At 72.0% G+C, this 11930-nt stretch carries 14 protein-coding genes; 11 read left to right on the top strand and 3 right to left on the bottom strand.

Annotated elements, in window-relative coordinates:
* Nucleotides 1-81: 81 nt before the first annotated feature.
* Nucleotides 82-828 (bottom strand): lysozyme, encoded by a 747-nt coding sequence (locus H8R17_RS42665; RefSeq protein ID WP_187828567.1) that lies wholly within the window; start codon nucleotides 826-828, stop codon nucleotides 82-84.
* Nucleotides 829-1022: 194 nt separating this feature from the next.
* Here H8R17_RS42665 and H8R17_RS42660 point away from each other — a divergent pair, with 194 nt between their 5' ends.
* From H8R17_RS42660 to H8R17_RS42650, 3 genes are all read left to right on the top strand, one after another.
* Nucleotides 1023-1748: a class II aldolase/adducin family protein gene (locus H8R17_RS42660; RefSeq protein ID WP_187828566.1), complete on the top strand. Its 726-nt coding sequence runs from the start codon at nucleotides 1023-1025 to the stop codon at nucleotides 1746-1748.
* A 122-nt stretch (nucleotides 1749-1870) separates the two neighbouring features.
* Nucleotides 1871-2998, top strand: a complete 1128-nt coding sequence (locus H8R17_RS42655; protein WP_187828565.1) for an alpha/beta fold hydrolase — start codon at nucleotides 1871-1873, stop codon at nucleotides 2996-2998.
* A 464-nt stretch (nucleotides 2999-3462) separates the two neighbouring features.
* Complete coding sequence (locus H8R17_RS42650) at nucleotides 3463-4713, top strand: hypothetical protein (RefSeq protein ID WP_223126113.1); 1251 nt, start codon at nucleotides 3463-3465, stop codon at nucleotides 4711-4713.
* A 34-nt stretch (nucleotides 4714-4747) separates the two neighbouring features.
* Here H8R17_RS42650 and H8R17_RS42645 read toward each other — a convergent pair whose 3' ends face one another.
* Entirely contained in the window at nucleotides 4748-5161 is a 414-nt protein-coding gene (locus tag H8R17_RS42645) for a VOC family protein (protein WP_187828563.1), read from the bottom strand.
* 244 nt (nucleotides 5162-5405) lie between these two features.
* Here H8R17_RS42645 and H8R17_RS42640 point away from each other — a divergent pair, with 244 nt between their 5' ends.
* The 3 genes from H8R17_RS42640 (at nucleotide 5406) to H8R17_RS42630 (ending at nucleotide 8495) form a co-directional block, all read left to right on the top strand.
* Complete coding sequence (locus tag H8R17_RS42640) at nucleotides 5406-7004, top strand: ABC-F family ATP-binding cassette domain-containing protein (RefSeq protein WP_187828562.1); 1599 nt, start codon at nucleotides 5406-5408, stop codon at nucleotides 7002-7004.
* A gap of 359 nt (nucleotides 7005-7363) precedes the next feature.
* Nucleotides 7364-7585, top strand: coding sequence for a helix-turn-helix domain-containing protein (locus H8R17_RS42635; protein WP_003976983.1), 222 nt, complete (start codon nucleotides 7364-7366; stop codon nucleotides 7583-7585).
* A gap of 106 nt (nucleotides 7586-7691) precedes the next feature.
* Entirely contained in the window at nucleotides 7692-8495 is an 804-nt protein-coding gene (locus tag H8R17_RS42630; RefSeq protein WP_187828561.1) for an enoyl-CoA hydratase/isomerase family protein, read from the top strand.
* A 102-nt stretch (nucleotides 8496-8597) separates the two neighbouring features.
* Here the strand turns inward: H8R17_RS42630 and H8R17_RS42625 are convergent, their stop codons facing one another.
* The gene (locus H8R17_RS42625; RefSeq protein ID WP_187828560.1) at nucleotides 8598-9314 is read right to left on the bottom strand and encodes a nucleopolyhedrovirus P10 family protein; all 717 of its coding nucleotides are present in this window, start codon (nucleotides 9312-9314) and stop codon (nucleotides 8598-8600) included.
* 87 nt (nucleotides 9315-9401) lie between these two features.
* Between H8R17_RS42625 and H8R17_RS42620 the strand changes: the two genes are divergently transcribed.
* The 5 genes from H8R17_RS42620 to amaP are packed head-to-tail and all read left to right on the top strand — an operon-like array spanning nucleotide 9402 to nucleotide 11755.
* Nucleotides 9402-9893: an Asp23/Gls24 family envelope stress response protein gene (locus H8R17_RS42620; protein WP_187828559.1), complete on the top strand. Its 492-nt coding sequence runs from the start codon at nucleotides 9402-9404 to the stop codon at nucleotides 9891-9893.
* Nucleotides 9894-9928: 35 nt separating this feature from the next.
* Nucleotides 9929-10114, top strand: a complete 186-nt coding sequence (locus H8R17_RS42615) for a hypothetical protein (protein ID WP_187828558.1) — start codon at nucleotides 9929-9931, stop codon at nucleotides 10112-10114.
* 5 nt (nucleotides 10115-10119) lie between these two features.
* Nucleotides 10120-10494, top strand: a complete 375-nt coding sequence (locus tag H8R17_RS42610; RefSeq protein ID WP_399478032.1) for a hypothetical protein — start codon at nucleotides 10120-10122, stop codon at nucleotides 10492-10494.
* On the top strand, nucleotides 10491-11171 hold the full coding sequence (locus H8R17_RS42605; RefSeq protein ID WP_187828556.1) for a DUF6286 domain-containing protein: 681 nt from the start codon (nucleotides 10491-10493) through the stop codon (nucleotides 11169-11171). The genes H8R17_RS42610 and H8R17_RS42605 overlap by 4 nt, the downstream gene beginning before the upstream one ends.
* Nucleotides 11168-11755, top strand: a complete 588-nt coding sequence (gene amaP, locus H8R17_RS42600; protein WP_187828555.1) for an alkaline shock response membrane anchor protein AmaP — start codon at nucleotides 11168-11170, stop codon at nucleotides 11753-11755. Before H8R17_RS42605 ends, amaP begins: the two co-directional genes overlap by 4 nt.
* Nucleotides 11756-11930: the final 175 nt, after the last annotated feature.

Raw genomic sequence — 11930 nt, 5'->3', positions numbered from 1 at the left:
CACCTCCTCGAACTCCTCGGCATCGAAGTCACACGAACCCGCTGGCCACAGACCTGAATCAGTGACCCGCGAAGTACGGGGCTAGTTGCCCCTGGCGAACGTCTTCAGCCGATCGATTGACCCGTTGAAGAGATTCTGGTCACCCGGCAGGGTGCCGCCGTTGTCGTACTGCCAGATCGTCCAGGACGACCAGCCGGCCGGCAGCGTCCCGGCGCCCGACCTGTTGTAGCGGGCGATCCACAGGTGGTGGTTCGCGGCGAAGGCGCTGCTGCCGCCGGTGCAGGTGTTCCACCAGTGGGTGGTCGTGTAGATCACCGGGCGGCGGCCCGTGCGCCGCTTGACCTCGTCGCTGAACGACTTGATCCAGCCGACCGTCCTGGCCTTGCTCAGGCCGTAGCACTTGTGCTTCTTGTCGTACGGGTTGTACTCGATGTCCAGTGCGGGCGGCATCGTCCGGCCGTCCGCCGTCCAGCCGCCGCCGTTGGTCACGAAGTGCGCCGCCTGGGCCCTGCCCGAGGACTTGTCCGGCGCCGCGAAGTGGTAGGCCCCGCGGATCAGGCCCGCCGCGCGGGAGTCGTTGTACTGCTGGTTGAAGTAGGGGTTGCGGTAGGTGGTGGACTCGGTCGCCTTGACGTAGACGAACCTCGCCCCCTTCGCCTTCGCGCTCTGCCAGTCGACGTTCTTCTGGTGCGAGGAGACGTCGTGTCCCTTCGGCCCGCTCGCCGCCGCGGCCGGGATCTCGGCGAGTGCGGCCCCGCCGAGCGCGAGCGCCGCCACCGACGCCGCGAGGAGGCGTGAGCGACGGGACGATGTGTGATCACGAGCCATGGTTCCCCTGAATGGCGACGTGCGCGACAAATCACGCAGAGAGTAGTGGAAGATCATTGGACGCTCGACGACCTCCGGCCAAGAGTGCGGGGCGGTTGAAATGTTCTGTTATGCACTCTGTCGGATGTATGGATTCCGGCCTGAAGTCCGCCCACCCTGCGGCGCGTCGTTGACCCGCCTGGCAGGATCGCCGCATGGCTGAGCAGCACCAGTGGGGTGCGGGAGACGTCCGGGACGGGGCACAGGATGGGGCGGAGCCGCGGGGGAGGCGTGTGCGCGAGGAGGAGGCGCGCGCCTGGGCGGACCTCGTCGCGACGGCCCGCCGGACGGTGGCCGACGGACTGGTCGCCGGGACGTCCGGCAACGTCTCGGTGCGCGTCGGGGACACGGTCCTGGTCACGCCGTCGGGCGTGCCGTACGACCGGCTGACGCCGGAGGACGCGACCGGCGTCGATCTCAACGGCCGACAGGTGCTCGGCACGCTGGTCCCGACCAGCGAGCTGCCCATGCATCTCGCCGTGTACCGCACCACCGGCGCCCGCGCCGTCGTCCACACCCACGCCGTGCACGCGACGGCCGTCTCGACGCTCGTCAGCGAGCTGCCGCTGATCCACTACATGGCCGCCGCACTCGGCGGCCCCGTCCGAGTCGCCCCGTATGCGACATACGGCACCGACGAGTTGGCCGAGAACATGCTCCACGCCCTCACCGACCGCTCCGGCTGCCTCCTCCAGAACCACGGCACGATCACCTACGGCACGACCCTCGCCCAGGCCTACGACCGCACCGCCCAACTGGAGTGGATGTGCCGCCTCTGGCTCACGGCGTCGTCGGTCCCGGGCCTGACCCCGTCCCTGCTCTCACGTGAACAACTGACGGAGGTGGAGGAACAGCTACGGGGTTACGGCCAGCGCAACTGACCGCCGCTCAACGCCGGTCACCCTTCTGACGACGCACCCCAACACCCCGCACCCGAAAAGCCACGTCACCCCAAGCAGACGCCCCGCTGGCCGCCAACCGGGTCCGCCAGGACACTGGACCCGTGCGCACAGTCACAGCGACGGCCGCCGCCATCACCGCAGCCCTGGCAGCCGGCGCGGTCGGCGTCGCCGCCGGCCGGCTCGCCAGCGACGCCGCGCTCAAGGCATCCCCGGGCCGACCACTGCCCGGCGAACCCCGGCTCACCGTGCACGGCACGGCCGCCGGCCAGATCACCCTCACCCGCGACCTCGCCACCCTCCGCCCCGGCCGCTACGGCCTCGCCGGCGACGGCTCCCACGCGGTCGTCGGCCCCGTCCTGGTCGCCGCCCCGCACACCGCCGACACCGTCGTACGCCGCCTGGAACGCGTCACCCACGGCACCCTGAAGCCCGGCGACCGCGCCTGGCTCACCCCGAACCTGCACGTCGGCAACCCGCGCACCGCCCTCGGCCTCGACCACGCCGACATCGAAGTACCCGGCGAACTCGGCTCACTCCCGGCCTGGTTCGTGCCGGGCATACGCGAGACCTGGGTCATCGCCGTGCACGGCCTGGGCACCACCCGGGAACACGCCATGAACATCATGGAGTTCCTGCACCGCCACCGCTTCCCGGTCCTCGCCCCCGCCTACCGCGGCGACCTCGGCGCACCCCGCTCACCGGACGGCCTGAACCACCTCGGCGAGACCGAGTGGCGCGACCTGGACGCGGCGATCCGCTACGCCGTGCGCGACGGAGCCCGGCGGATCGTCCTGCACGGCTGGTCCACCGGCGCGACCATGGCGCTGCGCGCCGCCACGCACTCGGGGCTGCGCGACCGCATCTCCGGCCTGGTCCTGGACTCCCCGGTGCTCAGCTGGGAGACGACCCTGCGCGCCCTCGTCCGGGCCCGCCGCACCCCGGCCGCACTGCTGCCGCTCGCCGTCCGCGCCGCCCAGGGCCGCACGGGCCTGTACGGCGACCACCGCGCCGAGCCCGCCGACCCCGGCCACCTCACCGTCCCGACCCTGATCTTCCACGGCCCCGGCGACACAGTGGCCCCCTGGCACCTCTCCCGCCGCCTGGCCGAAGCCCGCCCCACGACGACCGCCCTCCACACGGTCCAGCACGCGCCCCACGCAGCCATGTGGAATGCCGACCCCACCACCTACGAGGAAGCCCTCCGCCGCTTCCTGACCCCCCTGATGTGACCGCTGACCGCGTTGTCGCCGACCGCCTGACGTGACCGCCGGCCGTCTTGTCGCCGACCCGCCGCTGTGACCGCCGCCTAGAAAATCCCGGTCCCCTCATCCCGCCGCAACGGCCCTCAGCCACGATGCACCTGCCCGGCGGTGCCGAACCCAGCCGCACTCCCTCCCCTCACCTCACGCCGATTCCGTTTAACGCCAGACCACTGGCTCGATCCCGGCGTCCCAGCCGCCCGCAGGGCGCCGCGTCGGCCCTCCGCAGCCACTCACCGGCATTCCGTTTGGGTTTTCGGACCGTCAACCGGAAGACTGCACTTGTGACGTCCCGTATCCCGCGCGACTCCAGGCTCCGACTCGTCCGCCCGCGACCCCTGGCCGCCGCCCCCAGAGCAGTGAACCAGCGACAACCAGCCCGCCCCGCACCGCGCCCCCCGGAGGGCACCCCGGCCCCCGCGGAGCTGGCCAGAATGGCACGCTCTGGTCTGGCCGCCGCGGCCCGCGTCGCCCGCTGGGCCGACTCCGCCCTCGGCCCCGGCCGCGACGCCGCCACCGCCGACGGCAAGGCCACCCTCTCCGTGGCGACCGCCGAACTGGCGGCCAGCGACCTGGGCCTGACCGCGGCTCAGGTGCGCGCCGACTGGGACACCGCCCGCCTCGCCGGCCTCGTCGAGGTGCACGGCGACCGCGCCCGGCCCGGCTGGCGGCTGCGCGCCTGGGACCGCGACGACAGCGCCGTACTGCGCGGCTGGGTCGCCCTGTTCGACGCCTGGTCGCTCGCCTGCCCGGAGCCCGAGGGCCCAGAGCCCGCCGCCGTCGCCGAGGTCGTCTCGGCCATGCCCCAGGTGCTCTCCTTCCTCCAGCTGTCCGCCGGCCCCGTCCCCGTGCCGCAGCTCCTCGACCTCCTGGAGCAGCGCGTCACCGAACTGCGCACCGAACGCTGCGAGATTCCTTACGGCCCCCAGCCCGAACCGGCCCCGGAGCCGGAACCCTGCGACGCCCCGCTCGCCCCGCTCCTCGACTGGGCCCTGCGCGCCCTCGCCTCCGTCGGCGCCCTCACCTACGGCGACGGGCAGGCCACGCTCACCCCGCTCGGCAGCTGGGCGGTCTGGGTCAAGCTGGAGCAGATCTGCGTCGCCGCCCAGAGCCCCGCCGGGAACATCGAGCAGGCGGCCGAGGACATGCTCCGCGGCTGTGCCCAGCTCCGCCCGAACGCGGCCCGCGCCGAGTACCGCGCCTGGCTCGCCGCCCGCCCCGTCGGCAGTGCCGTCACCGAGCTCCTCGACGCCGCCCGGGGCGAGGACGCCCTGCTGCGCGGCCTGGCCTTCGAGGCGCTGCGCGTCGTCGGCGCCCCCGCCGAACCCGACGTCCGCGCCGTACTGGACGAGCCGACGTTGCGGCCGTACGCCCTGCTGTGGCTCGCCGAGCACGACGGCGTCGACGCGGAGGACGCCCACGAGGTCCTCACCCGCGAGGAGGCCACCTGGCTGTGGGTCGACACCGCCGCCGCCGTCGCCGACCACGGCGAGGCCCCGATGCTGGTGCGGCACCTGGAGTCCGCGGTGCAGCCCACCATCCCCGCACTCCTCGACGAGGTGCGCGCCGTCGGCCACCCCCGCACCGTGCAGGTCCTGGTCGCGCTCGCCGCTGCCCACCCCGACCCCGCCCTGGCCAAGGCCGTGCGCCGGGCCGCCTTCCAGGTGCACACCGGCGGCAGCTAGGACGGCGGGCGCCCGGCCTGCGGGCGGCAACGCCTCAGCCCCGTATCTCGGGGGCGTACGTGCCGAAGCTCCAGATGTTGCCCTCGAGGTCCCGGGCCATGTAGTCCCGCGAGCCGTAGTCCTGGTCCGTCGGGGGCATCAGGATCTCGGCGCCGTGCTCCACGGCCTGCCGGTGGTGCGCGTCGACGTCGTCCACGACGACGTACACCCCCGTGGGGCCCGCGCCCTTCATGGCCTCGTCGTAGCGGCTGCCGGTGCCCTTCGAGCCGACCATCACCGCGCCGTTGCCCTGCGCCAGCTCGGCGTGCACCACCAAGCCCTCTTCGCTCTCGTACACCGCCAGCTCGCTGAATCCGAATGCCTCCGTGAGCTGCCGGATCGCCGCCTTCGCATCCGCGTACAGCACCGTCGGGTAGATGCTCGGACGCCCGCCGACCGTGCCTGCCATGGCGATCACTTCCTCGTGTCCACTGCCGGGATGACTGCCGCAGGTCAGCCGACCTCCGGCCTGCTTCTCAGTCTTGCACCCGCCACTGACAACGGCCTGCGCATCGGCCCGACCACCCGAACGCAGAAAAAGTGGTTGCACGGCCCCGTTAGAATGGGCTCCATGGCCATTCTCCTCGCGCATTAGACGGCGGGAACGCCCTCAGCCGCCTCTCCCGCCCACCACCCGCCCAGGAGTCTGACCAGTGATCTCCGCTTCCGGCATCGAGCTGCGCGCCGGTGCCCGCGTCCTCATCGAGTCCGCCACCTTCCGCGTCGCCAAGGGCGACCGCATCGGCCTGGTCGGCCGCAACGGCGCCGGCAAGACCACCCTCACCAAGTGCCTCGCGGGCGAGGGCATCCCCGCCGCCGGCACCATCACCCGGTCCGGCGAGGTCGGCTACCTCCCGCAGGACCCCCGCACCGGCGACCTCGATGTCATGGCCCGCGACCGCATCCTGTCCGCGCGCGGCCTCGACGTCCTGATCCGCAAGATGCGCGAGAACGAACAGCGCATCGCGGGCGGCAAGGGTTCCACCCGCGAGAAGGCGCTGAAGCAGTACGAGCGTCAGGAGACGGAGTTCCTCACCAAGGGCGGGTACTCCGCCGAGGCCGAGGCCGCCACCATCGCCGCCGCGCTCAACCTGCCCGACCGGGTGCTCAGCCAGCCCCTGCACACGCTCTCCGGCGGTCAGCGCCGCCGTATCGAGCTGGCCCGCATCCTGTTCTCCGACGCGGACACCCTGCTGCTCGACGAGCCGACCAACCACCTCGATGCCGACTCGATCGTCTGGCTGCGCGACTACCTCAAGACCTACCGAGGCGGTTTCATCGTCATCAGCCACGACGTCGACCTGGTCGAGACGGTCGTCAACAAGGTGTTCTACCTGGACGCCAACCGCTCCCAGATCGACGTCTACAACATGAGCTGGAAGCTCTACCAGCAGCAGCGCGAGGCCGACGAGAAGCGCCGCAAGCGCGAGCGCGCCAACGCCGAGAAGAAGGCCGCGGCGCTCCATTCGCAGGCCGACAAGATGCGCGCCAAGGCCACCAAGACCGTCGCCGCGCAGAACATGGCCCGCCGTGCGGACAAGCTGCTGGCCGGGCTGGAGGAGGTCCGCCAGAAGGACAAGGTCGCCAAGCTGCGTTTCCCCGAGCCCGCGCCCTGCGGCAAGACCCCGCTGATGGCCGAGGGGCTGTCGAAGACGTACGGCTCCCTGGAGATCTTCACCGACGTCGACCTGGCCATCGACAAGGGGTCGAGGGTCGTGATCCTCGGCCTCAACGGCGCCGGCAAGACAACTCTGCTCCGGCTCCTCGCAGGGGTCGAACAGCCGGACACCGGCATGGTCGTCCCCGGCCACGGCCTCAAGCTCGGTTACTACGCCCAGGAGCACGAGACGCTCGACCCCGACCGCACGGTCCTGGAGAACATGCGCTCCGCCGCGCCCGACATGGACCTCGCCGAGGTCCGCAAGGTGCTGGGCTCGTTCCTGTTCTCCGGCGACGACGTCGACAAGCCCGCCGCGGTCCTCTCCGGCGGCGAGAAGACCCGCCTGGCCCTCGCCACGCTCGTGGTCTCGTCGGCGAACGTGCTGCTCCTCGACGAGCCGACCAACAACCTCGACCCGGCCAGCCGAGAGGAGATCCTCGGCGCGCTGCGCACCTACAAGGGCGCGGTCGTCCTCGTCACGCACGACGAGGGCGCGGTCGAGGCGCTCCAGCCGGAGCGGATCATTCTGCTGCCGGACGGCGTCGAGGACCTGTGGGGCGCGGACTACGCCGATCTCGTCGCCCTGGCGTGACCGAATGCGTGATCCACGGCGTGATTCACTGCGTGATCCACTCCGTATGGATCATTCGGCCGATCCGTGATCCATCATCTGTGTGAGATCTCCTCGTATCGGGGTGTGTCCTACATCGAATTCACGGCCGATCTCTCCGCCACCGGGAGATCGGCCGTCGCGCGTCTCTGACCTGGCACTTCACGAAAGAACTCGTTCGGCCGAACGAACACCACGGGGTGGAATTCAGGATTCCACATGTGGGGATGCGCTCCCGTCGTCACAATCTTGTCTCACGGACCTTGCCGAATGGGTGGCCATGAAGCCCCGGAGGGGTGATCATGAGGAGACCAGAGCGCACTTCCCATGAGGAGGCACGGGTGGCCGAGACTCTGAAGAAGGGCAGCCGGGTGACCGGCGCCGCGCGCGACAAGCTCGCGGCAGACCTGAAGAAGAAGTACGACGCCGGTGCGAGCATCCGGGCGTTGGCCGAGGAAACCGGCCGCTCGTATGGCTTTGTGCACCGCATGCTCAGCGAGTCGGGCGTCACGCTCCGAGGGCGTGGTGGGGCAACGCGGGGCAAGAAGGCCACATCGGCCTGACCCCGGGCGGCCCCTCGCTTCGATGGTGGCCACCCGGTCGGTCGGGTGACCGGCCGGGTGGTTACTGTGCAGTCACTTAGCGGACTGCACGCATCGGAGGTGCCCCATGGCTACGCCCGCCCAGGACCTGGGTCCCGTACTCGACAAGGACGGCGTACGGCTCACCGTCGACGACGCGATCGCCACGGTGACGCTGGCCAACCCGGCCAAGCGCAACGCGCAGAGCCCCGCTCTGTGGCGGGCGCTGACTGAGGCCGGCCGGCTGTTGCCGGGGTCCGTCCGGGTCGTCGTGCTGCGGGCCGAGGGCAAGTCGTTCTCGGCCGGGCTCGACCGGCAGGCGTTCACGCCCGAGGGCTTCGAAGGCGAGCCGTCGTTCAGCGACCTCGCGCGTGGCAGCGACGCCGAGCTGGACGCCACCATCGCCGAGTACCAGGAGGCGTTCACTTGGTGGCGGCGCAGCGACATCGTGTCCGTCGCCGCTGTCCAGGGGCATGCCATCGGGGCCGGGTTCCAGCTCGCCCTCGGCTGTGACCTGCGCGTCGTCGCGGACGACGTGCAGTTCGCCATGCGCGAGACCAGCCTCGGTCTCGTGCCCGACCTGACGGGCACGCATCCGCTGGTGGGGCTGGTCGGCTACGCCCGCGCGCTGGAGATCTGCGTGACCGGGCGGTTTGTGACGGCCCAGGAGGCCGTGAGTACGGGGCTGGCGAATCTCGCCGTGCCGGTGGACCAGCTCGACGGTGCGGTGAGCGATCTCGCGTCGGCGGTGCTGGCTGCGCCGCGGGATGCCGTGATCGAGACCAAGGCGTTGTTGCGCGGGGCGCTGGACCGGGACTACGAGACTCAGCGGGTTGCGGAGAGGGCGGCTCAGGCTCGCCGGTTGCGGGATCTGGCCGGGGTTGGTGAATGAGCGTCGGTGAAGGTGCCGTGTGCTGAAACGGCACCCGGCGCTGGTCGCTGTGCCCACTCGTTCCGCCTCAGCGGAACGACTGCCCATAGCGGCGCAGGCCTGCTAGCTGACGGCCGTTACGAGCACCGCCACCGTCGGGTGGTCCGGTAGCGCGTCCGATACCGCTGCGCGTACCGCGCGGGCCACCTCCACCGCCCGGTGGTCATCGGCCACAGCCAGTTCCACTCGGGCGTGGCGGCGGGGGAGCGCCGTGTCGGTGTTCGGGAGTTCGTCCAGGTGGACCGGGTGGCCCAGGGCGGCCGTCAGATGGGCGACGCCGGGGACCGTCAGTGCGGCGGTGGCCGCGCGGGCCTCGTCGCCGTCGGCCGCCGGTGTGGCCTGCGTCGGCTCCGGTGGGCGTACGGGGGCGGGTTCCGGGTTTTCGTCCAGCAGGGCCGTCACCCGCAGGTCCACCTCCGCGATCACCAGGCCGAGTCGCTCCGTCGCTGCCGTCGCCAGGGTGGCCCGCAGCCGCGTGGCCGTGGTCGGCAGGGGCTCGGACGCCGTCGCCGCGAAGTCCGCCGTCACGCGCAGCGGGCCCGGCGGCAGGGCGCTGGGCGGCGACGGCACGGCGGCGACGGACGTGTCCTGCGGGTCGGCCAGCGTGATGCGGAGCGTGTCGAGGCGCACGCCCGGCGCGGTCGCCGCCGCGCGCCTCAGCACCGCCTCGGCCGCCGTCTCGGCGATCCACGCGCCGTCGCGCGCGCCGCCCAGGGGCACGATCCGCCCCAGACCCAGTTGCTGCCGTACCGCCTGCGTCCACCGGTCCACCGTTGTCATTCCTCCAGCCTGCCGCATCCCCGGCGCGCGAGTGAGGAACCTCACTTACCGTGGTCGGAGGAGGACGACCGAAAGGGACGTACGGCGATGAGCGACATGACGGAGCAGAACCGGACGACGACGCCCGGCGGTGGGCAGGACGTGCCGGAGACGCCCGGGGCGCGCAAGACACTCCGCCGCGGCGGAGGAGACCCCGGGCTGCGCGGACGGACCACCATCGCGGACGGCGTCGTGGAGAAGATCGCCGGACTGGCCGCGCGGGACGTGGTCGGCGTGCACGCCATGGGCAGCGGGCTGTCCCGGACCTTCGGGGCCGTGCGGGACCGCGTGCCGGGCGGCGCCAAGTCGGTGACCCGCGGAGTGAAGGCCGAGGTCGGTGAGAAGCAGACCGCGCTCGACCTGGAGATCGTCGTCGACTACGGCGTGGCGATCGCCGATGTCGCCCGCGCAGTGCGGGAGAACGTCATCGCGGCCGTGGAGCGGATGACCGGACTCGAAGTCGTCGAGGTCAACATCGCGGTGAGTGATGTCAAGCTGCCCGAGGAAGAGGATGAGGAGCCGGAGCCCCGGATCCAGTGACGCACCGCCACACCGACAACCGAACGGAGCGCACGATGAGCATGGCCGTGGTCGGCATGATCGCCGGCATGGCGCTGGGCTTCGCCGGGTATTTCGGCGGGTTCGGCGCGTTTCTGCTGGTGGCGGCGCTGGGCGCCGTCGGGTTCGTCGTCGGCCGGTTCCTCGAGGGGGACCTGGAGTTCGGCGACTTCTTCCGTACCCGTGACGGTCGGCGGCGGTGACGTCCGTGACCAGTGAGGCCGGCGAGCTGGGCCGGCCGCCGGCTGCCGTCGCGCCGGGCGAGCGCGGCGCGACCCGGATCGCCGACCGGGTCGTCGCGAAGATCGCCGCGCAGGCGGCGCGCGAGGCGGTCGGGACGCTGCCAACGGACGTCACCCCGCCGCACGCCACAGTCGCCCTCCACCACGAGACCGCCCGCATCCGTATCCACCTCGAACTCGACTACCCCTGCGACATCGGCGCGCGCTGCTGTGCGGTGCGTCGTCAAGTTGTCGAGCGGGTAGGTGCGTTGGTGGGAATGGAGGTGCCCGAGGCCGTCGTACAGGTGGAGCGGCTGCACCTGGTGGCGGCTCACGGCGCCGGACAGGGGAGGACGCGATGAGCGAGCCCCAAGGCTCCGAAGGCAGCACCCGGCGGCTGCCGGTCATGGAGAAGGCCGAGAAGGACGCCGGGCCGTCCCAGTCCGCGTCGGCGGCGGCGTACGACCCGCTGCCCGTGCTGGACGGCGAGAACGGCGGCGACGGGCGCTTCTGGTCGGCGCGCCGCATCCCCGCGGGCATCACGGCGCTGCTGATCCTGGTCGCCGCGGGCGCCTTCCTGTACGACATCGCCGCCGTGCGCGCCGACCGGACCGCCCTGGCCTGGCGCCGGGAACTGGCCCGGCAGCTCGCCGAGCGGCCCCTGGACGACATCTGGGTGCTCGTCGGGGCGGGCGTCGCAGCGGCCCTCGGGATCTGGCTGGTCGTGCTGGCTGTCACGCCCGGACTGCGGGACGTCCTGCCGATGCGGCGCCCGCACGCCGACGTGCGCGCCGGACTGCACCGGGACGCGGCCGCCATGGTGCTGCGCGACCGGGCCCTGGAGGTCTCCGGCGTGCAGTCCGCGCGGGTACGGATGGGCCGTACCCGGGCCGGCGTGCGCGCGGTGTCGCACTTCCGGGACCTGGACGACGTACGAGCCGACCTGGACGATGTGCTCGCCGACGCGGTCCGCGGGCTGGGACTCGCCCGGCCGCCCGCGCTGTCGGTGCACGTCCGGCGACCCGGACGGAAGGGGTGAGGGCCGTGCTCAGGACCGTCAACCGCGTACTGCTCGCCGTCGTGGGCCTCGTCCTGCTGGTCCTCGGCGGAGCCGTGCTCGCCGTCGGGCTCGGCGCCCCGGCGCCCTCCTGGTGGATCCACGGCTCACGGCACGACGTGCTGCTCAGCGACGCCGAACGGACGCGCTGGCGGGACGCCGGCTGGTGGTGGCCGGTCGTCCTTGCCGCGCTCGCCGTCCTCGTCCTGCTCGCCCTGTGGTGGCTGACCGCGGTACTGCGCCGACGCCGGCTCGCCGAGGTCCTCGTCGAGACCGGCGACGGCGAGGGCGCGCTGCTGCGCGGACGTGCCATGGAGGATGTCCTCGCGGCCGAGGCCACCGACCTGGACGGCGTCACCCGCGCCCACGCCCACCTGACCGGCCGCCGCAGCACTCCCGCGGCCCGAGTAAGCCTCCTCCTGGAACCTCACGTGAACCCCGGAACAGCCTTGACGGACCTCACCACTCAGGCCTTGGCCCACGCCCGCGACTCAGCAGGCCTGAAGTCACTCCCGGCGGAGGTACGCCTGAGGGCAGCCAGGCACCGCCCGGAAAGGGTGAGTTGACCAACCCAAGGGGCGCGGGACTGCGCGACCAGCCCGCACAACCCGCAGGTGGCAGCCATCAGAACCCGTGCCGCGCGCCCCCGTCCACCGGCCTCACGAATTCACGGCACCAGGAGCTTCAGTGACAGCCAGTCACTTCATGGAGGAAGGGTGCTTCCGACCTGCGATGATTCAG

It is taken from the genome of Streptomyces sp. TRM68367 (genome assembly GCF_014495685.1).
In the GTDB taxonomy this organism is placed as follows: domain Bacteria; phylum Actinomycetota; class Actinomycetes; order Streptomycetales; family Streptomycetaceae; genus Streptomyces.
The sequence above is the reverse complement of the archived record's forward strand: the minus strand, read 5'-3'. Positions and strand labels throughout refer to the sequence as shown.